The sequence below is a fragment of the Methylobacterium sp. DB0501 genome, assembly GCF_011043735.1.
Classification (GTDB): Bacteria; Pseudomonadota; Alphaproteobacteria; order Rhizobiales; family Beijerinckiaceae; genus Methylobacterium; species Methylobacterium alsaeris.
The window spans coordinates 52,420-76,798 of sequence record NZ_JAAKGV010000013.1; the positions used below are offsets into that span (position 1 = coordinate 52,420).

Here is a 24,379-nt window from a genome sequence, read left to right on the forward strand (position 1 = left end):
CGTGGGCGAGATCACCACCAAGCTCCTGGTGCTCGGCGGCGGCCCGGGCGGCTACGTCGCGGCGATCCGCGCCGGCCAGCACGGCATCGACACCGTGCTGGTCGAGGAGAACCGCTTAGGGGGCACCTGCCTCAATGTCGGCTGCATCCCCTCGAAGGCGATGATCCACGCCGCCGAGGCCTATCACGCGGCCGTGCTGCACGCCGGGGAGGCCTCGCCCTTCGGGCTCTCGGCCGGCCCGCCGACGCTCGACTTTCCCCGCACGATCGCCTGGAAGGACGGCATCGTCGGGCGGCTCAACACCGGCGTCGCGTCGCTCCTGAAGCGCGGCGGGGTCAAGATCCTGCGCGGGCGCGGCACCATGGTCGACGGCAAGACCTGCCTCGTCGAGACCGATACCGGGCCCGAGCGGGTGCGGGCCGATCACGTCATTCTCGCCACCGGCTCGGTCCCGGCGGCGCTTCCCCACCTGCCCTTCGGCGGGCGGGTGATCTCCTCGACCGAGGCGCTGTCGCTGCAAAAGGTCCCGGCCACGATGGCGGTGGTGGGGGCGGGCTATATCGGGCTCGAACTCGGCACCGCCTTCGCCAAGCTCGGCGCCAAGGTCACGGTAGTCGAGATGGCCGAGCGGATCCTGCCGGCCTACGATGCCGAGCTGACCCGGCCGGTGGCGCGGCGCCTGGGGGCGCTCGGGATCGAGGTCCTGCTCGGCGCCAAGGCAACCGGGCTCTCGGGCGACGCGCTCGACATCGAGGTCGGCGGCGAGCCTCGAAAAATTCCGGCCGAGGTGATCCTGGTCGCGGTTGGGCGCAAGGCGCGCACGCAGGATTTCGGGCTCGACCGGCTGGACCTCGACATGAGCGGGCCGTTCATCCGCATCGACGAGCGCTGCGCCACCTCGATGCGCAACGTCTGGGCGGTGGGCGACGTCACCGGCGAGCCGATGCTGGCCCACCGCGCCATGGCGCAGGGCGAGATGGTGGCCGACCTCGTCGCCGGCCGCCGCCGCGCCTTCCACAAGGTGGCAATCCCGGCGGTCTGCTTCACCGACCCCGAGGTGGTCTCGGCGGGTCTCTCGCCGGAGGAAGCCCGCGCCGCCGGCCACGAGATCCGCACCGGCCTCTTCCCCTTCGCCGCCAACGGCCGCGCCATGACGCTCGGCGCCGAGGACGGCTTCGTGCGGGTGACGGCGCGGGCCGACAACCACCTGCTGCTCGGCATCCAGGCGGTGGGGGCCGGGGTGTCGGAACTGGCGGCAGGATTTGGGCTCGCGCTCGAGATGGGGGCCCGGCTGGAAGACATCGCCGGCACGATCCACGCCCACCCGACCCTCGGCGAAGCCTTCCACGAGGCGAACCTGCGGGCGCTCGGCGAGGCTTTGCACATCTAAAGCATTTTCCGACGAAGCGGATACCGGGTCGTCTCAGGACATGCAGTAAAACCAAAGATCTGGAGCACTGCCCGATTGCAACGCGATCGGGCAGTGCTCCAGACGGACACGGACGCGCCTGGCGGGGGTGGCGTCCACGCCGCCTCCGCGAGCGGTCGAACTACCGGAATGATGTCCAGAATATGCCTTCCGTCGACGGCGTCATGAGCCCGAGCGGCGTCTGTTCGAAACCGAAATCCGCATCGCGACAGTGATCCGACAGGATCGCCGGAAGCGATCAATCGGGTTTCGTACGACGTGTCCCGCCGGACGGCGACGTTCGGCGGTAATCCTGACCCTCGCTCCGCTCGTCGTCGAGGGACAGAGCCAGGACCCTGCCGGTTCGCGGACAGGATCCCGGTACCAGCTGCCCCGACCGTCGGTCAGCGCCTCGTCGGCGTCGCCTCCGCATGCCTCATCGCGACGGCGTCGGTGCAGCGAAGAAAAGCGCTGTAGGTCTTCCCCGACACCTTCCTCTTGATCCAGACGTTCCGGCCGTCGTGGCGCGTCTGGATCCCGACCGATTCCGCACATCGCTCCCGGTCGGCCCGCGCCTGCGCGAAGGCCGGCTGCGTGGCAAGACCGAGCACCGATGCGATCGTCGCAACCATCAGAATATTTTCAGAAAATTTCGCGATATTTCTGAGCGTATCCAAGTTTATATCCCCGATCCGACCTGTCTATCCTAACGGCATTCCAGCCAGATCGACAACATAAATCCGGAGAATGACAGCATTGTGCTTCGCGCCGCGGCCGCACGGGGCAGCCCACCCTCGCTTCGCCCCGCCGGACCGCAGGGCGGCGATCCCCCTTCCAGGCCGGAATTCCGCTCGGGTCGCGCGGTGGCGAGGCGCCGGCGATCCGGCCTGCGGATCCCCGGCGAGTCGGCAAATCGTGGCAGGATGTGCGAGATCATCGTCCGTCCGTGTCGCGGAGGGACGAGGAGTGAGCGAGACGAAGCGCCGGGCCACCGTCGCGGAGACCCGGGAGCGCGCCTTCGACGACGTGCTGGCGTGGCTCGAATACCGCGTCGCGGTCTGCCGCGACGGACTGGAGCGCCACGCGGCCTCCCACGGCGCCGACAGCCGGGCCGTCGCGCTGGAGCGCGCCGCGGCCTTCGAGGCCGAGCTGATCCTGCGCGAGATCGGCAAGCTGGCCGCGCTGCCGCCGCGCTCGAAGGCGTTCCGGCAGGCGGCCGAGGCGCGCCGCCGCTTCGTCGCCGAGCAGCGCCGGAAGGCCGGCGAGGCGACCGCGCAGGAGGAGGCCTGAGGCGCCGCGAGCATGGGCTCCGTGCCCGGCCGCGCTGTTCGACCTCGTGACGCAAAGAATTTTCGCCGGCCGCATTGAAGGAATGCTTGGCCGCGTGAAATACTGCGAAGACGGTTCGCACCGACGGGCCGGGACATCCGGAGGATCGCCATGACGGGCCGGGGCACCTTGCGCCTGGAGAAACTCGTTTCCGTGCTCGCCCTCTGTCTCGCGGCGCAAGGTGCGCGCGCCGAGGTGAAGGCGGGTCCGGTGCTGATGCATTGGGGCCTGTGCGAGGCCTCCGGCGCCGTCCCCTTCCCCGCCGGCAGCTTCGGCGACCGCTTCCTGGTGGTGGACGACGACGACAACACCCTGCGGCTCTACAAGGCCGACGAATCCGGCCCGCCGCTCGCCCTGAAGGGCGGCGACCTCGACGCCGCCCTCGCCACCGGCCGCAGCGAGGAGCCGGCCAAGGCCGACCTCGAATCCCTCGCCTGGCTCGGCAGCGACCTGGTGGTGATGGGCTCCCACGCCCGCGACGCGGAAGGCCGCACCCGCGAGGCGTCGCGCCAGATGCTCGCCCTGTCGGTCGGCGGCGATCCCAAGGCGCCTGCGGTGAGCCCGAAGGACAAGGCGTTCGGCGGCCTCGCCAAGGCGATCGCCGACCTCGACCCGGCCCTCGCCGAGCGCATCGCCGTCGATCTCGCGGCGAAGCCCAGCCTCAGCCCGCGGCGGCGCGGCCTTGCCCTCGAGGGCTTGAGCCAGACCCCGGACGGGCGCGGTCTGCTCGTGGGTCTGCGCAATCCGCTCAACGCCGACAACGACGCCCTGGTGATCCCGTTCGAGAACCCGTCCGAGGTGCTGGCGGGCGGCGCGGCGCCGAAGCTCGCCAAGCCGATCGCCCTCGACCTCAAGGGCCGCGGCATCCGCGACATCGCCTACGCGCCGGGGATCAAGGCCTATTTCCTCATCGCCGGCGGATCGGGCAGCGGCGGCGAGGCCGCCGACATCTACCGCTGGTCCGGCAAGGCCGGCGAGGCTCCGGACCGCGTCGCCGGGGCGGCCGAGGCGCTGGCGGCGATCCCGGACTTCCAGCCCGAGGGCCTGATCGTCGCCGCGGACGGCAAGAAGGTGCAGGTCGTCAGCGACGACGGCGACATTTGCCCGGCCCGCAAGCCGCAGGGGTTCCGGAGCGTGGTGCTGGAGCTCCCGTGAGAGATCGGTAGGGCCGCCTGACAGGCCCTCCACGTCGTCCCGGGCTCGGCGCAGCCGAGACCCCGGGACGACCGGGCGACCACGTCACCCTTCCCGCTTCGGCCTCCCGCCCGCGGCCTTCCGCTTGTCCCGCCGCAGCACCCGGAGCTGCCAGAACGCGAAGCCCAGCACCGGCCCGAAGACGAGCCCGATGTCGAGCAACGCGAACAGCGTCTCGCTCATGGGGAGGCCGCGCCACCGAGGCGTTCGCGCTCGCGCAGGGTCTCGATCAGGTCGAGGACGCGCACGACCTGGCCGCTGAGGTTCCACCAGGCCGGCCGCGTCGCGGCGGCCGGGACCGGCATCGCCGCCACGGCATCGAGCAGGAACGCCGCCTCCGGCAGGGCCGGCCGGTCGGCGCGGCGGATCGAGGGTGTGACGAGGGCGCGGGCGAGGAGCCGGGCCTTGCGGGCGCCCGGCACCCGGGCGCGGCGGCTGACCGGGTCGAGCCCGGCCCGGGTCAGGTCGCGGCCAATCTCGGCATAGATCAGCCCGGCGGCGCGCACCGCAGGGCGGCAGGCGGCGGGCAGCAGCGCGATGCCCGAATCCGCGCGGGCATAGAGCAGGTCGGCGGCCTCCAGCAGGCGGGCGACCACGCCGGCGAGGGCGGGGCTCGGCTCCGGCCGGGCCAGGAAGGCGTCGGGATCGATCCCGGCCTCGCGCAGCCAGGATTCCGGCAGGTAGAGGCGGCCGGCCCTCGCATCCTCGCCGACGTCGCGGGCGATGTTGGTGAGCTGCATGGCGATGCCGAGGTCGCAGGCCCGGGCCAGGGCCTCGGGCGAGCGCACCCCCATCAGGAGCGTCATCATCGCCCCGACCGAGCCGGCGACCCGGGTCGCGTAGGCGCAGAGCGCCGTGAGATCCGGGTAGCGCCGCCCGGCGGCATCCCAGTCCAGACCTTCGAGGAGGGCGGCCGGCAGGGCCTGGGGCATCGCGTGGCGGGTCACGATCTCGGCGAGCGCCCGGTCGGCGGGCGCGTCGGCGGGCCGGCCGGCATAGGCGAGCGCCAGGCGCGCCCGCAGCCGCGGCACCGCGTCGGCCCGGGCGCCCGCTCCGTCGACTGCGTCGTCGGAGAGGCGGCAGAAGGCGTAGAGCCCGTAGGCGTCCCGGCGGACATCCTGAGGCAGCAGCCACGAGGCGGCGTAGAAGCTGCGCGAGCCGGTGCGGATCGCCGCCCGGCAGGCGGCGTGGTCGGCGGAGCGGGCGAGGGACGCGGCAAAGGGCGTCTGGCGACGCGCATCAGGCGAAGACGGCAGCATCGGGCACCACGCGATCGAGGATCTTCGAGGACGACAGCACGCCCGGCAGCCCGGCCCCCGGATGGGTGCCGGCACCGACGAGGTAGAGGTGGCGCACCGCCCTGCTGCGGTTGTGCGGGCGGAAATACGCGCTCTGAGTCAGGATCGGCTCGAGGCCGAAGCCCGAGCCGCGATAGGCCAGGAAATCGTCGGAGAAGTCCTGCGGCGTCGTCACCCGCGAGGTGACGAGGGAACCGGACAGGCCCGGCAGGACGGTGGATTCGAGGCGTGCGGCGATGCGCTGCCGGTACGGCTCGGCCAGAGCCGCCCAGTCCTGGCCCCCGGCGAGGTTCGGCACCGGGGCGAGCACGTAGAATGCGTCATGGCCCGGCGGCGCCACGCTCGGATCGGTCGCGGTCGGGCGGTGGAGGTAGAGGCTCATGTCCTCGGCCAGCACCTTGGCGCCGAAGATGTCGTCGAGGAGCCCGCGATAGCGCGGACCGAGCAGGATCGTGTGGTGGGCCAAATCCGGATAGCGGCGCCGCGTGCCGAAATACCAGACGAACAGCCCCATGGAGGAATGCGCCCGGGCGAGCCGACGCTCGCGCCAGCCCCGCGCCTCCGGCGGCAGCAGGTCGAGAGCCGTGACGGCGGAATCGGCGTTCGACACCACCACGTCGGCGGCGATCTCGGTACCGTCGGCGAGCGCCACGCCGCAGGCGGTGCCGTCCGTGACGAGGATGCGCGCGACCTCGGCGCCGCACCGCACCTCGCCGCCCTGCCCCTCGATGAGCGACACCATCCCGCGCACCAGGGCGCCGGTGCCGCCGAGCGCCGAATGCACGCCCCAGCGGCGCTCGAGCGCGGCGATCAGGCAGTAGAGCGCGCTCGCCCGGAACGGCGAGCCGCCGATCAGCAGCGGGTGGAAGCTGAAGGCGGTGCGCAGGCGCTCGTCGCGGAACACCGACGAGACCAGGCCGTAGACGCTGCGATGGCCGCCGATGCGCACCAGGTCGGGGGCGATGCGCAGCATGTCGGTGACGCGCCCGAACGGCACCGCGCCGAGCTGTTCGAACCCGACCCGGCACAGCTCGTCCGAGAGCGCCATGAAGCGGTCATAGGCCGGCGCCTCGCCGGGGCTCAGGCGCTCCACCTCCGCGCGCATCACCTCCGCATCGCCGCTCATCGCGAAGGTCGTGCCGTCGTCGAAGCGGATGCGGTAGAACGGGTGCATCGGCACCAGGGTGACGTCGTCGGCGAGACGACGCCCGCACAGGGCCCAAAGCTCCTCGAACAGGAACGGCGCGGTGACGATGGTCGGCCCGGCATCGAAGGTGAAGCCGTCCTGCCGGTGGACCCGCGCCCGCCCGCCCGGTTGCTCCAGCCGCTCCAGCACGCTGACCCGGTAGCCCCGCGCGCCGAGCCGCACGGCCGCCGCGAGCCCGCCGAAGCCGCTGCCGATCACCACTGCGCGGGGCCGGCGCCGGGCGGCGGTGACCCGCGGCGGCGCGTCGTCGAGTGTCAACATAAGTTGACACTATCATCGCGGTCGGGGCGGGTGGCAAGCGGGAAAGCGGGTGTCGCGCATCATCCTCGAAAAGGCGCGCAGGCGCTCACGCCACGATGCCCTCCCGCGCCGCCCCGGCCCGGATCAGCCCCGCCACCACGTCGGGCTTCTCCTCGTGCGCCAGATGCCCGAGGCCGCGCAGCAGCTCCACCCGCGCCCGTCCGCCGAGGCGGTCGGCGAGGCCGAAGGAGATGTCGGGCGCGATGGTGCGGTCCTTGCCGCCGACGATGAGCAGCAGCGGGCCCGCGAGGCGTGGCAGGTCGCGGTCGAGGGCGGCAAGGTCCCAGTTCGCCATCATGCCCAGCGCCCCGGCGACGTGGCCGGGGGTCTGGAACAGGCGGCGGTAGAGATCGAGGCCGGTGCGGTCGAGGGTCGAGCCGGTGCCGCCGATCAGCCGCTCCACCGCCGCGCGGTCGGCCGACCACGCGAAGACCCGCGGCGTCACCGGGTTGAGGAACAGGGCGCGGGCCATCGCCGGGAAGATGAAGCCGGCCATGCCCGGGAACGGCTTGAGCGCCGCGTTGAGCCCGACGAGGAGGCGCGGCGACACCGCGCCGTCGAGACGGAGACGCGCCAGGATCGCCGCACCCGCCGAATGGCCGACCGCGACGTCGGGCTTCGCGTCGAGGACGCGCAGGAGGTCGGCGAGCGACCGGGCCATGCGCGGCAGGGAGGGCGTCGGCAGCGGATCGGTGAAACCGTGGCCGGGCAGGTCCGGGGCAATCACCCGGAAGTCGCGGGCAAGGAGCGGCAGCAGCCCGCGCCAGGAATGGGTCGCCGCGCCGGTGCCGTGGACGAGGAGCAGGACCGGCCCCGCGCCGGCCTCCTGCACGTGCCAGGTCAGGCCGCCGGCGCTGACGAAGCGGCTCGCCTCGCGGTTCGGCCAGTCGCGGCCTTCCCGGGCGAAGGCGGGCCTGTCGTCGGAAGGGGACATGGCTCAACCCGTCGGGGCAGCCTCGCGCACGGCCCGGGTCAGGCGCGCGGCGTCGGCCTGCGGCATGGCGAGGTAGCGCGCCGCCATCGCGGCGGCGAGGGCCCTGGCGGCCTCCTGCGGGCGGGCGGCGGTATCGATCACCAGGGCGCGGGTGCCCTCCGCCGCGAGAAGCCGGGCCGCCGCCAGGGCGTCCGATGCGGCTTGCGCCCGGCCCGGCTGGCCGGAGCGGGCGATGTTGGCGCGGCCGTCGGTGAGGAGCAGCACGACCGGGCTGCGGCCGCCGCGGCGCTCGGCGGCGGCGAGCTTGCCGGCCGCCTCGATGCCGGCTGCGAGCGGCGTGCCGCCGCCGCCGGGCAGGGAGGCCAGCGCGCGCTTGGCGCGCACCAGCGAGCGGGTCGGGGCGAGGAGCAGGTCGGCCTCCTTGCCCCGGAACGCCACGAGGGCGACCCGGTCGCGGCGCACGTAGCACTCGGCGAGCAGCGACTCGACCGCGCCCTTGGCCTCGGCCAGCCGCTCCAGGGCCGCGGAGCCGGAGGCGTCGACCGCGAAGATCGTGGTGGTCTCGCGCCTTTGCACGAGGCGGCGGATGCGCAGGTCGTCCGCCGTGATGCGCAAGCCGGCCTCGCCCTCCCCCCGGCGCAGGCGCTGCCAGGGCGCGGCGGCCTGCAGGGTCTCGATCAGGGCGAGCCGCCCGCGGCGCGGATCGCCCGGCCGCGCCCCGACCGGACGACCGGCTCGCGCCGCCGCGGCGGCTCCGGTCCGTCCGGCACCGGGCGAACGGGTGCGGGGCGCCTCGCCCGCGGCCAGACGGGCGAGGAGACCGGGCGGCAGGCTCGCCGCGACGGCCGCGAGGATGCGGTCCTCGTCCCCCATCGGGCCGGTCGGCCCGGCCCGATCGCCCTCCTCCTCCGGCGGCGGCTCGGCCGGCGCATCCTCGGTGTCTTGCCCCGTCTCTTGCCCCGTATCTTGCGGCCAGTTGCGCGCCCGCGGCGCCAGCACCAGGCCGATGGCGGCGGAGAGATCGGCATCCGTCACCGCGTCCCGGCCGGCGAAGGCCGCGTGCGCCCGCGCCACCTGCAGGGCGAGGAGCGGTGCGCGCAAGGAGGCGATGCCGAGCCGGGCCGCGACGCCGCACACGATCTCGGCGGCCTCCCCGTCGGCCGAGGGCCAAGCCGCCGCGCGGGCCGCGGCAAGGTCGGGCGGCGTCGGCGTGGCGGCGAGCGCAGCCGACGGAACGGCGTCGAGGTCGAGATGGATCGCCGCGCGGTCGGCGAGGCCGGCCGGCGGGGCCTCGTCCTCGCCCTCCCCCTCGTCGAGGAGCACCAGGCCGACCCGCGCCGGGTGCCGGGCGGCGATGCCGTCCCGGGCGACCTCGACGGTACCGGTGTCGAGCACCTGGGCGATCCGCGCCGCGGTGCCGGCGCCGAGGCGCTCGGCCATCGGCACCACCATCACGCCGCCGTGCCCGCGGGCGAGCAGCCCCGCCTGGGCCACCGGCCGGCCGGTCCGCAGGGTGGCCGGCAGGTCGAGCCCGCCGAGGAGCGCGTCGTCGGCGATGGAAGCGGGCAGGCGCGTCACCGGCGCGTCGTCGGGCAGGAGGGCGCGCAGATGCGCGAGCCAGGCCTCGCGCACCGGGCCGGGCCGGGCGCGGACCACGATTCCGGTCCCGGTGGGATCGAGGGCGACGAGCGCGGCCGCCAGGCAGGCCTGGATCCAGACCGGGTCCGGCGCGGCGCTCACCCGAGGACCTCGGCGAGCGCCCGGGCGATCCGCGCCTCGGAGCCGGCCTCGTCCAGGGGGTTGCGGCGCAGGCGGTGACTCAAGGAACCCGGGGCGACCTCGCGCAGGTGGTCCAGGGTGACGGTCGCGGCGCCGTCGAGGCTCGCGAGCGCCCGGGCGGTGCGCATCAGGGTCAGTTCGCCGCGCAACCCGTCGGTACCGAGCGCCAGGCACAGGCGGGCGGCGGCCTCCAGGATCGCGTCCGGCACCTCGACCTCGGCGAGGCGGGCCCGGGCCGCGAGGATCTGCCCGCCGAGCCGCGCCTCCTCGGCGGCCCATTCCGCCGCGAAGGCCGCCGGATCGCGCTCGTAGGCGTCGCGGCGGCGCACGATCGCCACGCGGGTCGCGAGGTCGGTCGGGGTGGTCACCGTGACGGCGAGGCCGAAGCGGTCGAGGAGTTGCGGGCGCAGCTCGCCCTCTTCCGGGTTGCCGCTGCCGACGAGGACGAAGCGCGCCGGGTGGCGCAGGCTCAGGCCCTCGCGCTCCACGGTGTTCACGCCCGAGGCCGCTACGTCGAGGAGCAGGTCGACGAGGTGGTCCTCGAGCAGGTTGACCTCGTCGATGTAGAGGAAGCCGCGATTGGCGCGGGCGAGCAGCCCCGGCTCGAACGCCTTCTCGCCGGCCCCGAGCGCCCGGCCGATATCGAGCGCCCCGACGACCCGGTCCTCGGTGGCGCCGAGCGGCAGGTCGACCACCGGCACCGGCACGGTCTTGACGGCCAGTCCCTGCCCCCGGCGGGCGGCGCAGGCCGGGCAGAGCGCGGCGGCATCGACGGGATCGCAGGAATAGGCGCAGCCCGCCACCGCCCGCATCGGCGGCAGCAGGGCGGCGAGCGCCCGCACGGCGGTGGACTTGCCGGTGCCGCGGTCGCCGAAGACCAGCACCCCGCCCACCGCCGGATCGACCGCGGCGACCAGCAGCGCGCGTCGCATCGCATCCTGCCCGACGATCGCCGAGAACGGATAGGGCGGCCGGGGCGTCGCCTCGGGGAGCACGGTCGGCATCACGAATCCCGGCTTCGGAGCCCGCCGGGACAGGGCCGATTGGGTGGGCGCCACGTTGGATCCTCGTCCGTGAGGGGTGGGTGCCAGGATCGGCCGGGGGAGCAGGAATGTCTAATGAAATTGACGGCCGTTTGAGTTGACGACGGTGGCACGAAAAAAGCCCTTCCCCGCTGCGGAGGAGGGCGGCCCCTGCGTCGGCAGGGGCCGGGAGAGGGGCACCCCGCTTCCGTAAGTGTCGCGACCGCGATGATGGACGCCACCGGGATCAGCGTCGCACCGCCCCTCTCCCGCTCGGCTCTGCCGGGCACCCTTCCCCGCAGAGGGGGGCGGGTTTGGAGCTACGCCGCCCGCGCCAGCCCGATCCGGCCCCAGATCGTCCCGAGGGCCAGCGCCAGGTGATCGATATCGGCGTCGCTGTGGAGCGGCGACGGGGTGATCCGCAGGCGCTCGGTGCCGCGGGGCACGGTCGGATAGTTGATCGGCTGCACGTAGATCCCGAACTCGTCGAGCAGCGTGTCGCTGATCTGCTTGCACTGGACCGGATCACCCACCATCACCGGTACGATGTGGCTCGGGTTGTCGAGGAGCGGGATGCCGATCGACGCGAGGCGCCGGCGCACCGCCGCGACGCGGTCCTGATGCCGCTCGCGCTCCGCCCCGCTCGCCTTGAGGTGGCGGATGCTGGCCGCCGCACCGGCCGCGACGGCGGGGGGCAGCGAGGTGGTGAAGATGAAGCCCGAGGCGAAGCTGCGCACGAAATCGCAGAGCGCGCTGGAGGCCGCGATGTAACCACCCGATACCGCGAAGGCCTTGCCCAGTGTGCCCTCGATCACCGTGAGGCGGTGCATCAGACCCTCGCGCTCGGCGATGCCGCCGCCGCGCGGTCCGTAGAGGCCCACCGCATGGACCTCGTCGAGATAAGTCATGGCGCCGTGCGCCTCCGCCACGTCGCAGAGTTCGGCGATCGGCGCGATGTCGCCATCCATCGAGTAGACCGACTCGAACGCGACGAGCTTGGGCAGCCTGGGATCGACGAGGCTGAGCTTGCGGTCGAGGTCGTCGGGGTCGTTGTGGCGGAAGATGTGGCGCTCGGCCCGGCTGGAGCGGATGCCCTCGATCATCGAGGCGTGGTTGCCCTCGTCGGAAAACACCACGCAGCCCGGCAGCTTGGAGGCGAGCGTCCCGAGCCCGGCCCAGTTCGAGACGTAGCCCGAGGTGAAGAGGAGGGCCGCCTCCTTGCCGTGCAGGTCGGCGAGTTCCCGCTCCAGCAGCACGTGGTAGTGGTTGGTGCCAGAAATGTTGCGGGTGCCGCCGGCGCCGGCGCCGCAGCGGTCGATCGCCTCGTGCATCGCGCTCGTCACTGCCGGATGCTGGCCCATGCCGAGATAGTCGTTCGAGCACCACACCGTCACCTCGCGGGTGCCGTGGGCGCCGTGCTGGGTGGCGTAGGGGAACCGGCCGGCCTGCCGCTCGAGGTCGGTGAAGACCCGGTAGCGTCCCTCGCGGTGCAGGCCTTGGAGAGCGGCGGAGAAGTGCGCTTCGTAGTCCATCGAACGTCCCCTTGTACGGTGCTTTTCTGATCGTGTTCGTCTGGCTCAGGGTGCGGCGTCGGCTCCCGGGCGGCGGGCGGGCAGCCCCCAGCCCCAGAGCGCCGCGGAGGGCAGCGGCAGCATCAGGAAGCCGTGCTCCAGGATGGCGAGCGCCATCAGGGTCGCCATCATGGTGTGGCCGGAGCGCTTGAAGGCCGAGGCGCTCTCGGTGACGGCGGGGTGCAGCAGCACCAGGAGGAAGCCGGTGGCGAGGATCATCGCCACCGGGAAAAGCGCATTCATCGGCGCGCGCCGAAAGAAGCTGCCGAGATAGCGCAGGTGTTCGGGCAGGAACTCGGCGTTGAGGTTGCGCACGCCGAGGAACAGGTTGAGGCGGGCGCTGAGGTTCATCCCCCACAGGACCAGGTAGGTCCACAACGCCATCCGGTTCGGGCCGCCCGCCGTCAGCCAGGCGATGGCGGCAAACCCCAGAATGATCGCCGCCTCGTGCCAGAGGTTGGTCGCCGCCGCCGCGCCGAAGCGGGCGAGGCCCCGGTCGGTGGGCGCCCCCGGGGTCCGCCGGGGGCCGGCGACATAGCCCATGTAGAAGGCCATCTCCTGCCAGCCCCAGACGATCAAAGCCGCCGTGAAGGCCGCGTAGGCCCCCGCCTCGCTCTCCTGGTTGGTGCTCCAGGCGATCACCCACAGCGCGCCGAAGAGCGCTACGGTCGTCGCGCCGAAGCTCCAGGCATGGGTCCGGCGCGGCCGGTGGTTCAGCCAGAGGATCGCCCCGGTCAGAAACCACCAGATCACGACGGCATAGACGATCGGCGCGGCGTAGTCGGACATTCGGGCGCTACCAGGCGGGGCTGAGGCGGATCTGCGCGGGCATCGGGTTGGCCTTGGCGGGCATCACCATCAGCCGCCCGAAGGCCAAGGCCGCCCTGGCGGCATGGCCGGCATGCTTGAGCTTGCCGACGAGCCCGCCCCGCGCCTTCGCCTCCTCGATGCCGCGAGCGCAGGAGAGCAGCCGCTCGAGCCCGGCCCGGAAGCCCGGATGGTCGATGTCGAGGGTGAGCGGGAAGACCTGGCGCGAGATCTCGGACGTGATGGCGAAGACCTGGAAGTCGTACTCCTTCGGATCGACCCCGAGCGCCTTGTGGAAGGCCGGCCGGCACTGGTCGCGCACGTACATGGTGCAGAACACGGCGAGCAGGAAAAACTTGATCCAGTAATAGTTGATGCCGGTCAGCAGCTTCGGGTTGGCGCGCATCAGCAGCGCGAAGGCCTCGCCGTGCCGGAACTCGTCGTTGCACCATTTCTCGAACCACTTGAAGATCGGGTGGAAGCGCTTGTCCGGATGGCGCTCAAGGTGGCGGAAGATCGTGATGTAGCGGGCATAGCCGATCTTCTCCGACAGGTAGGTCGCGTAGAAGATGAATTTAGGCCGGAAGTGGGTGTACTTCTTGGCCTTAGTCAGGAAGCCGAGATCGATGCCGACCCCGAAATCCTTCAGCGTGTCGTTGATGAAGCCGGCATGACGGGCCTCGTCGCGGCTCATGAAGCCGAACAGCTCGCGAATGTCCTTGTTCTTGGCGCGCTTGCGCATCTCGGCATAGAGCACGCAGCCCGAGAACTCGGCGGTGATGGACGAGACCAGGAAGTCGAGGAACTCCTTGCGCAGCTCCGGGTCGAGGCCCGACAGGTCGAGGTCGAAGTCGGAATTGCGCACGAAGTGGCGCTTGTTGGGGTCGGCGCGCATCTCGGCGATGAGCACGTCCCACTCGGCCCGCACCGGCTCGACATTGGTGCGGTCGAGTTCCTCGAAGTTGGTGGTGTAGAAGCGCGGGCTCAGGAACGTAGTTTCCTGGGCCGATTGGGTGCTCTCGTTCGGGGTCTTCAGGGTCGTCGCGCTCATAGCCGCGTCCTTTCCGAGAAGCTGACTTCGTAGAGTTCGGTGAGCTCGAAATGGCCCGCGATGCGGGTCCACAGGCGCTCCATGGCGCCGGCACGCACCACGGTCGCGGTGCGGCGCACCACGATCCGGTCGCCGTAGGGAACGGAGGTCGGCGCGTCGTGCACCGTCACCTCGTCGCCCGGGGCGATGAGAAGCCCGCCGTCCAGCGTGACATGGGCGTGCAGGCTCTCGGCGGTCTGCTCGATCTCGACCGTGCACGGCACCTCGATGCGGCGCTTGCCGCCCAACCAGTGCATCACGATGCGCCCCTCCCCTGTTGGAGCAGCCGCGCGAAGGCGACCGCGTTGTCGAGCCCGAAGGCTTCGAGGTTGATCCGCCGGCCCGACGCGACGTCGTCGAGCGTGAGCGTACCGTTGTCCCAGCGGGTGAGCCGGAACGGCGGGTCGCGCGACAGGCCCTCGCGCAGGCGCGCCTGGGCCATCACCCGCAAGGTGGCGCGCAGGAACCCGTCCGCGCCGGGCTGCACCTCGGCGACGAGGCGCCCGCTCTCGGCGTTGCGGAGATCGACGCGGCCGTCCGGCCGGTCCTCGACCGCGAGGTCGAGCACCTGGACGGCCGAAGCCGGCGGCATCTGCGTGACCCCGACGCCGCTAGACCGCCCGAACGCCACCGCGGCGAGCGAGAAGGCGACGAGGAGGCCGGCACTGCGCAGGAGCGGCCGCGAGACCGGAATGTCGTGTGCCATCGCGGCCTCCTAGTGGCCCGCCGCCGCGAGGCGGCCCGGCAGGACGGGGCTGGCGACGGGTGCCGGCGGAAGTGCCTGAACCGGCTGGCCGTTCGCCTCGGCGAGCGCCGTGGCGATGCGCTTGGCCACGGCTTCCGCCTCGGGCACGCAGCGCAGCATCGGCTCGGGCCGGGTCAGGCGCCAGGGCCGGGCATGCGGCCAGAGATGCAGGTAGGCGAGCCGCACGCCGGGCTTCAGCCGCAGGGGCAGGTCGCCGCTGCCGTCACGGAGCCGGCGGAAGGCAGCGCCCTCGATCTCCCTCAGCGGCAGGTTGATGTCCATCTGCAGCGCGATGCCGATGCGCAGCATCAGCCGCTTGTCGGTCAAGGTATAGACCGTGGTGCGGCAGGCGCCCCAGGCCAGCGCGAACAGGATGACGAGCGCCAGGGCTCCGGCGAGCAGCACCGGCCAGGCCGCGGCGGCCCGTCCGGCGGAGAACGCCTGGAAGGCCGCGAGCCCGCCGAAATAGAGCGCCACGAGGTCGACGTGGAAGGCGCGGCGCGCGAGGCTCAAGAACGCCGGGCGGCCCTGCCACAGCAGGCGCTCGCCCTTGGGCAGCGGGCCGGGCAGCCCGTGAGGAAGCAGGTCCGTCACAGCAGGGGCTCCTGGCGGCTGTCGGTGGCGTAGAGCGTGCCGGCGCCGTAATAGGCGATGACCCGCTCCTCCTCCCGCAGGGTGATGCTGTCGGGGTCGCGCGGCTGCGGCACGCCGGCGAACTGGCGAGCGAGCAGGGCCGCGACGACGATCTTCTTGTCCCGGCTGAAGCGCTTCACGTCCGCGAAGGTCACCGGGATCAGCACGGTGCGGTCGCGGGCGCCGTCCAGTTCCATCTCGTAGTAGCGCGGCAGCGACTCGCCGCGATCGATCCAGATCTCCGTGACGGTGCCGGCCAGCACGCCGTCGGCGCCGTAGACCGGCATGCCGCGCGGATCGGGATCGTCCGCCGAGACCGTGAACTCGTCGGCGACGCGCATCGGCACGATGCGGGTCTTGCCCTCCCAGGTCAGGTCCGGCCGCTCGGCGCGGAGCGCATAGGCGCCCGGGCCGACGCCGTCGGCAAGCCGCGAATCGTCGGTCGAGGTCGGCACGATCGGGGCGCCGGGCCAGGGTTCGAGCTTGACGGCCTTGAGCTCCCCGACCGGGCCCTCGTGCGGGCGGGGCGCCAGCACGGCCGAGCCGTCGGCCAGCAGGAAGGTCTTGGGGGACGGCAGGAACAGCCAGTCCCAGCCCTTGAGGCCGCCATGGGTCTCGGATTCGAGTGGATACCCCTCGCGGCGATCCTCGCGGCGCAGGTAGAAGACCAGGCCTGCGAAGAAGATCCAGAAGGCGTAGAGCACCACTTGCGCGACGTCGAGATAGCCTGTGAGGGCACCCTTGGGCATGATGGTCTCCTTCCAAAGCATTTTCCGGCGAAGTGGACACCGGTTCGTCGAAGAAAATGCGGTCAAATCAGAAACCTGGAGCGGCGCGCGGGCGCTGCTCTAGGGCAGGGCCGGACGAGCGGAGAGCGGGGCGCGATCGGGCCGGCGCACCAGCGGCCCGATCGCCACCAGGGTGGCGAAGAGCAGCCCGATCTCGATGTGGTAGACGACGAGGTAGCCGGTGGACGCCTCGGAGAGCGCCTCGCCGAGGCGGCCCGAGACCGCCAGCGCCGAGCCCGCGTCGCGCAGGATGCCGCTCGCCGCGATGGCCAGGCCCGCGGCGCAGGCCTGGACGGCGCCCCAGGCGCCGAGCGCGAGGCCGGTCTGCTCGGGGGCCGCGCCGGCCATCGAGGCGGTCAGCGTGCCGTGGGCGAAGAGCCCGCCGCCGAGGCCGATCAGCGCGACGCCGCAGGCGAACAGCCCGCCGGAGCCGAGGGGCGCGGCGAAGACCACCGCCGAGAAGGCCGCGATGCCGACGACGGCCCCGGCGGCCGCCACCCGGAACGGATCGCCGCCGCGGTTGAGCCAGCGCGCCGCGGTCAGCAGCCCGATGCCGCCGCCGATGGCGAGCACGGCGGTGAGCGCCGTCGTCGCGGCGACCGGCAGGTGCAGGATCTGGCCGCCATAGGGTTCGAGCAGGATGTCCTGCATGCTGAACCCCGCCGTCCCGAGACCGGTGGCGATCAGGCGCCGCCGCGCCTGCGGCTGGGTCGCGTAGGACTCCCACGCCTCGCCGAAGCGGCGCGCCGGAGCGGACTTGCGGGAGGTGTCGCGCGGCTCCTGCTTCCACAGGGCGATGCCGTTGAGGACGAGGGTGGCGAGCGCCGCGCCCTGGATCACCTGGATCAGCCTTATCGCCGAGAAGTTGTGGAGCGCCAGCCCGAACACCACGGCGCTCGCCATCATGCCGGCGAGCAGCATCGCGCACAGGAGCGCCACCACCTTCGGGCGGGCATGGGGCGGCGCGAGGTCGGTGGCGAGCGCCAGCCCCACCGTCTGCGTGGTGTGCAAGCCCGCGCCGACGAGCACGAAGGCGAGGGCCGCCGCGACCTGCCCGACGACGATCGGGCCGGTCGTGTCCCCCGACAGGATCAGCAGCGCGAACGGCATGATGGCGAAGCCGCCGAATTGCAGCAGCGTGCCGAACCACAGGTAGGGGACGCGCTTCCAGCCGAGGACCGAGCGGTGGCTGTCGGAGCGGAAGCCCACCAGCGCCCGGAACGGGGCGGCCAGCAGCGGCAGCGACAGCATCACGGCGACGATCCAGGCCGGCACGTCGAGCTCGACGATCATCACCCGGTTGAGGGTGCCGATCAGCAGCACCGCCGCCATCCCGACCGTGACCTGGAACAGCGACAGGCGCAGCAAGCGGCCGAGCGGCAGTTCCGCCGTTGCGGCATCCGCAAAGGGCAGGTAGCGGGGCCCGAGTTCAGCCAGCGCCCGGGCGAGGCGGCTCGCCGTGCTCATCGGCGCACCAGTTCGAGGGCGTTGGACAGGTAGAAGCCGGAATTGATCCGCCGGCTGCGGGCCAGCGTGAAGGGCGACAATCCCGGATCGGCGGCGACGCGGCGGCGCAGGGAACGCTCCCCGACCGGCTCGATCGCCGGCGCCCGGTCGCCGCGGGGGAAGAGGCGGCCGGCGGCATGCATCACGGTCAGCAGCGGCGTGCGCGGGGCGACCGTGAACAGCACCGACGCGTCGGTGCGCCGGGCCAGCGCCGAGAGGGCGCGGACGATGTCGGGGGTGCGGTAATGGATCAGCGAATCCATCGCCACGACGTGGTCGAAGCGCCCCAGTCCCTCGTCCAGCATGTCGCCGACCTGGAAATCGAGGCGGCCCGGGAGCCGGAGGCTCGCGGTGCGCTCGCGGGCGAGATCGACCAGCGTCGGCGAGACGTCGATGGCCACGACCTCGGCGCCCCGCCGCGCCGCCTCGACGGCGAGCGCGCCGGTGCCGCAGCCGGCATCGAGCAGGCGCCGGCCGGAGAGGTCGGCGGGGAGCCAGGACAGGAGTTCCGCCCGCATCGCGTCGCGGCCGGCCCGCACGGTGGCGCGGATGCGGCTCACCGGCGCGTCCGAGGTGAGGCGCGCCCAGGCCTCGACGGCGGTGCGGTCGAAATAGGTCTCGAGCTGGGCCCGGCGGGTGTCGTAGGTGGGGCTGGTCATCAATCGAACCCGAGAAATTCGAACAGGTCCCGATCCTTCATCGGCACCGCCGGGAGCGGGTCGACGCCGGCCCAGAGCTGCTCCGCCAGTTGCAGGTACTCGGCCTGCACGGCGAGCAATTCCGGCGAGGGATCCATCTCGAACAAGGTCGCCTTCTTCAGGCGCGAGCGGCGCACCACGTCGAGATCGCGGAAATGCGCCAGGCGCTTGAGGCCGACCGCGTCGTTGAACCGGTCGATCTCGTTGGTCTCGGCCGAGCGGTTGGCGATGACGCCGCCGAGGCGCACGCCGTAATTCTTCGACTTGGCGTGGATCGCCGCGACGATCCGGTTCATCGCGAAGATCGAATCGAAGTCGTTCGCCGTGACGATGAGCGCCCGGTCGGCATGCTGGAGCGGCGAGGCGAAGCCGCCGCAGACCACGTCGCCCAGCACGTCGAAGATCACCACGTCGGTGTCTTCCAGAAGGTGATGCTCCTTGAGGAGCTTCACGGTCTGGCCGACGACGTAGCCGCCGCAGCCGGTGCCGGCAGGGGGACCGCCGGCCTCGACGCAGCGCACGCCGTTATAGCCCTCGACGACGAAATCCTCGACGCGCAGCTCCTCCGAATGGAACTGCACCGCCTCCAGGGCATCGATGACGGTCGGCGCCAGGCGCTTGGTCAGCGTGAAGGTCGAATCGTGCTTCGGATCGCAGCCGATCTGGAGCACGCGCTTGCCGAGCTTCGAGAAGGCGACCGAGAGGTTCGACGAGGTCGTGCTCTTGCCGATGCCGCCCTTGCCGTAGACGGCGAAGACCTTGGCGGTCTCGATGCGGATGTCCGGATCGAGGGCGACCTGAAGGCTGCCTTCTTCCCGGCGCGCCGGGACGGGGTTTCGGATCGCGATGTTCATGCGGCAGCCTCCGCGGTGATGCCTTCGAGCCGGTCGTCGAGGGCCTCCTCGGCCCGGTCGAGCGCGGCCCGGGTCTCGGGGTCGGGGGTCCAGAAGCCGCGCCGATGCGCCTCGATCAGGCGATGGGCGACCTTGGCCGAGGCGGCGGGGTTGAGCGCCGCCATGCGCTCGCGCATCGCCTCGTCGAGGACGTAGGTCTCGGTGATGCGCTGGTAGATCCAGGGCGCGACCTGATCGGTGGTGGCCGACCAGCCCACGGTATTCGTGAGGTGCTGGTCGATCTGGCGCACGCCCTCGTAGCCGTGGCCCAGCATCCCCTCGACCCATTTCGGGTTGAGCATCCGGGTCCGGGTCTCGAGCGCCACCTGCTCGGAGAGCGAGCGCACCCGGCCCTCGCCGCGGGTCTGGTCGCTGATATAGACCGGCACCGAAGTGCCCCGGGCCTTCGCCACGGCGCGGGCCATGCCGCCGAGCCCGTCGAAGTAATGGTCGACGCTGGTCACCCCGACCTCGACCGAATCGAGGTTCTGGTACGCGAGGTCGACCCCTGCGAGCACCGCCTGCATCAGGGCGCGGCGCGGCTCGGGCTTGCCGGAGCGGCCGTAGGCGAAGCTCTTGCGGCGCGAGAAGGTCTCGCACAGCTCGGTCTCGTCCTCCCAGCGCCCGGAATCGACGAGGTGGTTGAGGTTGGCGCCGTAGGCGCCCTCGGCGTTGCTGAAGACCCGGAGGGCCGCGGTTTCGAGATCGATGCCTTGAGCCGCCTGGTGGGCCAGCGCGTGCTTGCGCACGAAGTTCATCGCCTCCGGCTCGTCGGCGCTGGCCGCGAGCCAGGCGGCTTCCGCGAGCAGCTTGGTCTGGAGCGGCAGCAGATCGCGGAAGATTCCCGAGAGGGTCGCCACCACGTCGATACGCGGGCGGCGCAAGTCTTCGAGCGGGATCAGCACCGCGCCGCAGAGCCGGCCGTAACCGTCGAAGCGGGGTGCGGCGCCCATGAGCGCGAGCGCCTGCGCGACCGGCGCGCCCTCGCTCTTCAGATTGTCGCTGCCCCAGAGCACCAAGGCGATGCTCTCCGGATAGGCGCCGCCATCCGCCGCGTGGCGGGCAAGCAGCTTCTCGACCTGGGCCCGGCCATCGACGAGCGCGAAGGCGCTCGGGATCCGGTAGGGGTCGAAGCCGTGCAGGTTGCGCCCCGTCGGCAGGATCGCGGGCGAGCGCAGCACGTCGCCGCCGGAGACCGGGGCGATGAAGCGGCCGTCGAGGGCCCGCAGCAGAGCCGGGATTTCGTGGTCCTCGGCGAGCAGCCGGTCGGTCTCGGCGAGCGCCCGGAAGGCGGCCTGGGTGGCATCGTCGGCGTCGGGACCGGTGACGTCTTCGGGAGCGGCGCCGGCCACCAGCCGGGCGATCACGGCACGGTCCGGCGCGAGGCCGTGGACGGATTCGGCCAGCGCCAGGAGCAGGTCGATCCGCTCCTCCGGCGGCGTGCCCTGCCCGACCACGTGCAGCCCGTGCGGGATCAGGGTGTGTTCGAGCTCGATCAGCCGGACCGCGAGATCGGCGATGCGGGTCTCGGCGTCCTCGCCCCAGCCGTCGCCCTCCGCGAGGTCGAGGCCGGAAGCCTGGCCGTGGATGAGCACGGCGAGCTTCGCCCGCTCGGCGGCATCCTCCGGCGGCAGGGCGCGGCGGCGCTCCAGGGAGGCCTTGAGGTCGATCAACCCGCGATAGAGCCCGGCCTGGGCGAGGCTCGGCGTCAGGTAGCTCACCAGCGTCGCGGCGATGCGGCGCTTGGCGAGCGTGCCTTCCGAGGGGTTGTTGGCGGCGTAGAGGTAGACGTTGGGCAGAGCGCCGATCAGCCGCTCGGGCCAGCAGGCCGCCGACAGCCCGGTCTGCTTGCCGGGCATGAATTCGAGCGCCCCATGGGTGCCGAAATGCAGGACGGCATCGGCACAAAAGTCCTCGCGCAGGTAGCGGTAGAAGGCCGAGAAGGCGTGGGTCGGCGCGAAGCCCTGCTCGAACAGCAGGCGCATCGGGTCGCCCTCGTAGCCGAAGGCCGGCTGCACCCCGACGAAGACGTTTTCGAATTGGGCGCCGAGCACCAGGATCGACGAGCCGTCGCTCTGGTGCCGGCCCGGCGCCGGGCCCCATTGCGCCTCGATCTCGGCGAGATGGGCCTCGCGCCGCACATGGTCGTCGGCCGAGATGCGGTGGGCGACGTTGGCGGGCGATCCGTAGCGGGTGGCGTTGCCCTCCAGAACCCGGGCGCGCAGGGCGTCGACGGTCTCGGGCACCTCGACCGAATAGCCGTCCGCCTTCAGCCCTTGCAGGACGCGGTGGAGCGAGTCCCAGACCGAGAGGAAGGCGGCGGTACCGGTGGCGCCGGCATTCGGCGGGAAGTTGAACAGGACCACGGCGATCCGGCGCTCGGCCCGGGCGCGGGAGCGCAAGGAAACGACACGGGCGACCCGGTCGGCGAGGCGCGCGGCGCGCTCAGGGTGCACCGCCATGTCGCGGGACTCAGCCCCACCGGCGGCGCGGCCGCCGAACACCATCGGGGCGGTGGCGCCGTCGAGTTCGGGGATCGCCACCATCATGGTCGCCTCGACCGGCGACAGGCCGCGGGCCGAGGCCTCCCATTGCTCCAGGGTCTGGAACTCGACCGCCTGCGCGGCGAGGTAGGGCACGTCGAGCCGCGCCAGCATCGCGCTCGCCGCGGCGGCGTCGTTGTAGGCCGGCCCACCGACGAGGGAGAAGCCGGTGAGCGAGACCAGCGCGTCGATGGCCGGCCGGCCGTCGCGCAGGAAGAATTTCTCGACCGCCGGGCGGTTGTCGAGCCCGCTGGCGAAGGCCGGAACGACCGTGAGCCCGCGCGCCTCCAGGGCGGCGATCACGCCATCGTAATGCGCCGTGTTGCCGGCGAGCACGTAGGAGCGCATCAGCAGGAGCCCGACCCGTCCCGCCTTGCCGGAGGCCGGCAGCCGGTCGAGGCGCTCGGTCACCCGCTCGGTCATGCGGGGGTGGTAGAGGCCGGTTTCCGGGTAGCTCAGGGGCTCGGCGGCCGAGAGGTGCCGGCGCCAGGCGGCGCGAGGTCCCGCGGCGTAGCGGCCGGCGAGGAAGCGGACCAGGTTGACGACGTTCTCGTCCGAGCCGGCGAGCCAGTATTGCAGGGTCAGGAAATAGGCCCGCACGTCCTGGGCCGACCCCGGGATGAAGCGCAGGATCCGGGGGATCTGGCGGATCAGCGCCATCTGGCGCGCGCCACCGCTGCTCGCGCCGCCGGGACCCGATTTGCCGCGCAGCCGCTTGAGGAAGTCGAGCGCGCCGCGCTGCGAGCCGTCCATGGCAAAGCGGTTCATCCGGGTGGTGCGAACCACCTCGGCCGCCGAGAGGCAGCCCACCATCGCGTCGCACGCGGCGCGGCGGGCGAGGAGGGCCGGCAGCACCGCCCGGACGTGCTCGTCCATGAACAGCATCGCCGAGAGCACGATGTCGGCTCGGGCGATGTCGGCCCGGCAGGCGTCGAGGGCCGCCGGATCGGTGTCCCACTCGGCGGCGGCGTGGAAGCCGAGGACGAGGGTGGGCGCGCTCTCGGCCAGCACCCGGCGCGCCCGCTCCACCGCCCCGGCGAGGTGGTTGTCGAGGGTGACGATGACGACGCGCAGCTCCGGCAGCGCGCCCGGTCCGTCACCGGCTGAAATGCGCTTTGGCATCGTACAGGGTCTCGACGGTGATGAGCGGGAGCGCCCGCTCGCGGGCGAAGCGTTCGGTGTTGTGGCGAGCCTTGCCCCGCACGAAGAACGGGACCTTCTTCAGCTCGCGCTCGGCCTCGATCGACCAGACCACCGGCGTCGCGGCGATGGCTGGCGCGGCCGCGACGACGGTCCCGGCCTCCTCGCGCGGGCGACCGCCGAGATGCGAGGGGGCGACCCCGTCGTGGAACTCGGGATCGTCCCGGAACATCGCCAGCAGGTGCTCCTCGAGCCCCATCATCAGCGGGTGGACGAAGGTGTCGAACAGCACGTTCGCACCCTCGAACCCCATCTGCGGCGCGTGGCGGGCCGGCACGTCCTGCACGTGCATCGGCGCCGAGATCACCGCGCAGGGGACGCCCAGCCGTTTGGCGATGTGGCGCTCCATCTGGGTGCCGAGCACCAGTTCCGGCTGCGCCGCGGCGATCGCCGCCTCGACCGCCAGGTAATCGTCGGTGATCAGGGCCTCGATGCCGTGGGTGGCGGCCTCCGCCCGGACCTCGCGGACGAATTCGCGCGAATAGGTGCCGAGCCCGACGACGGAAAAGCCGATCTCGCGCGCCGCGACCCGGGCCGCCGCGACCGCATGGGTGGCGTCGCCGAAGACGAAGACGCGCTTGCCCGTGAGATAGGTCGAATCGACCGAGCGCGAGTACCAGGGCAGGCGCGAGCCCTCGCCATCGAGGACCGGCGCGGGATCGATCCCGGCGAGCGCCGCCACCGCCTCGATGAAGGCGGTGGTGCCCTTCACGCCGATCGGCGTGGTCTCGACGAAGGGCTGGCCGTGGGTTTTTTCCAGCCATTGCGCCGCGCTGCGGGCCACTTCCGGGTAGAGCACGACGTTGAAGGCGGCCTGGCCCAGCCGCCCGAGATCGGCCGGCGTCGCGCCGAGCGGCGCCACCACGTTGACGGCGATGCCGAGGTCGCCGAGGAGCCCGCGCACCTCGCGCAGGTCGTCGCGGTGGCGGAAGCCCAGCGAGGTCGGCCCGAGGATGTTGCAGCTCGCACGAACCCGCTCCGGGGCGGGCGCGGCAGGGGCCAGGGTGCGCACGAGACGATAGAAGGTCTCCGACGCCCCCCAGTTCTCCTTCTTCTGATAGGCGGGGAGTTCCAGCGGGATCACCGGGATCGGCAGGCCCAGCGCCTTCGATAGCCCGCCCGGATCGTCCTGCAGCAATTCGGCGGTGCAGGAGGCGCCGACGATCATCGCCTGGGGCCGGAAGCGGCCATAGGCGGCGGCGACCGCCTGCTTGAAGATCTCGGCGGTGTCGGATCCGAGGTCGCGGGCCTGGAAGGTGGTGTAGGTCACCGGCGGCCGGGCGCCGTGCCGCTCGATCATGGTGAAGAGCAGGTCGGCGTAAGTATCGCCCTGCGGCGCGTGCAGCACGTAGTGCAGGCCGCGCATCGCGGTGGCGACCCGCATGGCGCCGATATGGGGAGGGCCCTCGTAGGTCCAGAGCGTGAGCTGCATGT

The 24,379-nt window shown here is 72.3% G+C and carries 22 protein-coding genes; 3 read left to right on the forward strand and 19 right to left on the reverse strand.

The annotated features are described in order from the left end of the window. The first annotated feature begins 1 nt into the window (after position 1). Positions 2-1,390: a dihydrolipoyl dehydrogenase gene (lpdA, locus tag G4G93_RS19340; RefSeq protein ID WP_165086437.1), complete on the forward strand. Its 1,389-nt coding sequence runs from the start codon at positions 2-4 to the stop codon at positions 1,388-1,390. Between the two features lie 422 nt (positions 1,391-1,812). Here the strand turns inward: lpdA and G4G93_RS19345 are convergent, their stop codons facing one another. Continuing rightward, entirely contained in the window at positions 1,813-2,085 is a 273-nt protein-coding gene (locus G4G93_RS19345; RefSeq protein ID WP_165086439.1) for a hypothetical protein, read from the reverse strand. A 289-nt stretch (positions 2,086-2,374) separates the two neighbouring features. On the opposite strand from G4G93_RS19345, the gene G4G93_RS19350 reads away from it, so the two are divergent. Then, a complete protein-coding gene (locus tag G4G93_RS19350) occupies positions 2,375-2,698 on the forward strand; it encodes a hypothetical protein (protein WP_165086441.1) in 324 nt (107 codons plus the stop codon). A gap of 150 nt (positions 2,699-2,848) precedes the next feature. Further along, positions 2,849-3,892 (forward strand): esterase-like activity of phytase family protein, encoded by a 1,044-nt coding sequence (locus tag G4G93_RS19355; protein WP_165086443.1) that lies wholly within the window; start codon positions 2,849-2,851, stop codon positions 3,890-3,892. Between the two features lie 84 nt (positions 3,893-3,976). Here the strand turns inward: G4G93_RS19355 and G4G93_RS19360 are convergent, their stop codons facing one another. From G4G93_RS19360 to bchB, 18 genes are all read right to left on the reverse strand, one after another. After that, positions 3,977-4,114: a hypothetical protein gene (locus G4G93_RS19360; protein ID WP_165086445.1), complete on the reverse strand. Its 138-nt coding sequence runs from the start codon at positions 4,112-4,114 to the stop codon at positions 3,977-3,979. Next, complete coding sequence (locus G4G93_RS19365; protein ID WP_165086446.1) at positions 4,111-5,190, reverse strand: phytoene/squalene synthase family protein; 1,080 nt, start codon at positions 5,188-5,190, stop codon at positions 4,111-4,113. Before G4G93_RS19365 ends, G4G93_RS19360 begins: the two co-directional genes overlap by 4 nt. After that, positions 5,171-6,697: a phytoene desaturase gene (locus G4G93_RS19370; RefSeq protein ID WP_165086448.1), complete on the reverse strand. Its 1,527-nt coding sequence runs from the start codon at positions 6,695-6,697 to the stop codon at positions 5,171-5,173. Before G4G93_RS19370 ends, G4G93_RS19365 begins: the two co-directional genes overlap by 20 nt. Before the next feature lie 85 nt (positions 6,698-6,782). Continuing rightward, positions 6,783-7,670 (reverse strand): alpha/beta fold hydrolase BchO, encoded by an 888-nt coding sequence (bchO, locus tag G4G93_RS19375; RefSeq protein ID WP_165086450.1) that lies wholly within the window; start codon positions 7,668-7,670, stop codon positions 6,783-6,785. Positions 7,671-7,673: 3 nt separating this feature from the next. Beyond that, the gene (locus tag G4G93_RS19380; RefSeq protein WP_165086452.1) at positions 7,674-9,410 is read right to left on the reverse strand and encodes a magnesium chelatase subunit D; all 1,737 of its coding nucleotides are present in this window, start codon (positions 9,408-9,410) and stop codon (positions 7,674-7,676) included. Then, positions 9,407-10,453 (reverse strand): magnesium chelatase ATPase subunit I, encoded by a 1,047-nt coding sequence (gene bchI / locus G4G93_RS19385; protein WP_206289883.1) that lies wholly within the window; start codon positions 10,451-10,453, stop codon positions 9,407-9,409. Before bchI ends, G4G93_RS19380 begins: the two co-directional genes overlap by 4 nt. 338 nt (positions 10,454-10,791) lie before the next feature. Continuing rightward, positions 10,792-12,003: a 5-aminolevulinate synthase gene (gene hemA, locus G4G93_RS19390; RefSeq protein ID WP_165086456.1), complete on the reverse strand. Its 1,212-nt coding sequence runs from the start codon at positions 12,001-12,003 to the stop codon at positions 10,792-10,794. 45 nt (positions 12,004-12,048) lie between these two features. After that, positions 12,049-12,831, reverse strand: coding sequence for a putative photosynthetic complex assembly protein PuhE (puhE, locus tag G4G93_RS19395; protein ID WP_165086458.1), 783 nt, complete (start codon positions 12,829-12,831; stop codon positions 12,049-12,051). 7 nt (positions 12,832-12,838) lie between these two features. Further along, entirely contained in the window at positions 12,839-13,900 is a 1,062-nt protein-coding gene (acsF, locus tag G4G93_RS19400; RefSeq protein ID WP_165086459.1) for a magnesium-protoporphyrin IX monomethyl ester (oxidative) cyclase, read from the reverse strand. Next, the gene (locus G4G93_RS19405) at positions 13,897-14,196 is read right to left on the reverse strand and encodes a hypothetical protein (protein ID WP_165086607.1); all 300 of its coding nucleotides are present in this window, start codon (positions 14,194-14,196) and stop codon (positions 13,897-13,899) included. The genes acsF and G4G93_RS19405 overlap by 4 nt, the downstream gene beginning before the upstream one ends. Further along, a complete protein-coding gene (puhC, locus tag G4G93_RS19410) occupies positions 14,196-14,645 on the reverse strand; it encodes a photosynthetic complex assembly protein PuhC (RefSeq protein WP_165086461.1) in 450 nt (149 codons plus the stop codon). Before puhC ends, G4G93_RS19405 begins: the two co-directional genes overlap by 1 nt. 9 nt (positions 14,646-14,654) lie before the next feature. Further along, on the reverse strand, positions 14,655-15,278 hold the full coding sequence (gene puhB, locus G4G93_RS19415) for a photosynthetic complex putative assembly protein PuhB (protein ID WP_165086463.1): 624 nt from the start codon (positions 15,276-15,278) through the stop codon (positions 14,655-14,657). Then, positions 15,275-16,066 carry a photosynthetic reaction center subunit H gene (gene puhA, locus G4G93_RS19420; protein WP_165086464.1) on the reverse strand — a complete coding sequence of 264 codons (792 nt, stop codon included), beginning with the start codon at positions 16,064-16,066 and terminating at the stop codon, positions 15,275-15,277. Before puhA ends, puhB begins: the two co-directional genes overlap by 4 nt. 99 nt (positions 16,067-16,165) lie before the next feature. Further along, positions 16,166-17,572, reverse strand: a complete 1,407-nt coding sequence (locus tag G4G93_RS19425; protein WP_165086466.1) for a BCD family MFS transporter — start codon at positions 17,570-17,572, stop codon at positions 16,166-16,168. Continuing rightward, positions 17,569-18,270: a magnesium protoporphyrin IX methyltransferase gene (gene bchM / locus G4G93_RS19430; RefSeq protein ID WP_165086468.1), complete on the reverse strand. Its 702-nt coding sequence runs from the start codon at positions 18,268-18,270 to the stop codon at positions 17,569-17,571. The genes G4G93_RS19425 and bchM overlap by 4 nt, the downstream gene beginning before the upstream one ends. Beyond that, complete coding sequence (gene bchL / locus G4G93_RS19435; protein ID WP_165086470.1) at positions 18,270-19,163, reverse strand: ferredoxin:protochlorophyllide reductase (ATP-dependent) iron-sulfur ATP-binding protein; 894 nt, start codon at positions 19,161-19,163, stop codon at positions 18,270-18,272. Before bchL ends, bchM begins: the two co-directional genes overlap by 1 nt. Further along, positions 19,160-22,867: a magnesium chelatase subunit H gene (locus tag G4G93_RS19440; protein WP_165086472.1), complete on the reverse strand. Its 3,708-nt coding sequence runs from the start codon at positions 22,865-22,867 to the stop codon at positions 19,160-19,162. The genes bchL and G4G93_RS19440 overlap by 4 nt, the downstream gene beginning before the upstream one ends. Then, positions 22,842-24,377 carry a ferredoxin:protochlorophyllide reductase (ATP-dependent) subunit B gene (bchB, locus tag G4G93_RS19445; protein WP_165086474.1) on the reverse strand — a complete coding sequence of 512 codons (1,536 nt, stop codon included), beginning with the start codon at positions 24,375-24,377 and terminating at the stop codon, positions 22,842-22,844. Before bchB ends, G4G93_RS19440 begins: the two co-directional genes overlap by 26 nt. Between the last annotated feature and the right edge of the window lie 2 nt (positions 24,378-24,379).

Coding starts and splice junctions, on each gene's coding strand:
- G4G93_RS19355 (WP_165086443.1), top strand. CDS start 2,849: ATGACGGGCCGGGGCACCTTGCGCCTGGAGAAACTCGTTTCCGTGCTC.
- G4G93_RS19360 (WP_165086445.1), bottom strand. CDS start 4,114: ATGAGCGAGACGCTGTTCGCGTTGCTCGACATCGGGCTCGTCTTCGGG.
- G4G93_RS19365 (WP_165086446.1), bottom strand. CDS start 5,190: ATGCTGCCGTCTTCGCCTGATGCGCGTCGCCAGACGCCCTTTGCCGCG.
- G4G93_RS19370 (WP_165086448.1), bottom strand. CDS start 6,697: ATGTTGACACTCGACGACGCGCCGCCGCGGGTCACCGCCGCCCGGCGC.
- bchO (WP_165086450.1), bottom strand. CDS start 7,670: ATGTCCCCTTCCGACGACAGGCCCGCCTTCGCCCGGGAAGGCCGCGAC.
- bchI (WP_206289883.1), bottom strand. CDS start 10,453: ATGCCGACCGTGCTCCCCGAGGCGACGCCCCGGCCGCCCTATCCGTTC.
- hemA (WP_165086456.1), bottom strand. CDS start 12,003: ATGGACTACGAAGCGCACTTCTCCGCCGCTCTCCAAGGCCTGCACCGC.
- puhE (WP_165086458.1), bottom strand. CDS start 12,831: ATGTCCGACTACGCCGCGCCGATCGTCTATGCCGTCGTGATCTGGTGG.
- acsF (WP_165086459.1), bottom strand. CDS start 13,900: ATGAGCGCGACGACCCTGAAGACCCCGAACGAGAGCACCCAATCGGCC.
- G4G93_RS19405 (WP_165086607.1), bottom strand. CDS start 14,196: ATGCACTGGTTGGGCGGCAAGCGCCGCATCGAGGTGCCGTGCACGGTC.
- puhC (WP_165086461.1), bottom strand. CDS start 14,645: ATGGCACACGACATTCCGGTCTCGCGGCCGCTCCTGCGCAGTGCCGGC.
- puhA (WP_165086464.1), bottom strand. CDS start 16,066: ATGCCCAAGGGTGCCCTCACAGGCTATCTCGACGTCGCGCAAGTGGTG.
- G4G93_RS19425 (WP_165086466.1), bottom strand. CDS start 17,572: ATGAGCACGGCGAGCCGCCTCGCCCGGGCGCTGGCTGAACTCGGGCCC.
- bchM (WP_165086468.1), bottom strand. CDS start 18,270: ATGACCAGCCCCACCTACGACACCCGCCGGGCCCAGCTCGAGACCTAT.
- bchL (WP_165086470.1), bottom strand. CDS start 19,163: ATGAACATCGCGATCCGAAACCCCGTCCCGGCGCGCCGGGAAGAAGGC.
- G4G93_RS19440 (WP_165086472.1), bottom strand. CDS start 22,867: ATGCCAAAGCGCATTTCAGCCGGTGACGGACCGGGCGCGCTGCCGGAG.
- bchB (WP_165086474.1), bottom strand. CDS start 24,377: ATGCAGCTCACGCTCTGGACCTACGAGGGCCCTCCCCATATCGGCGCC.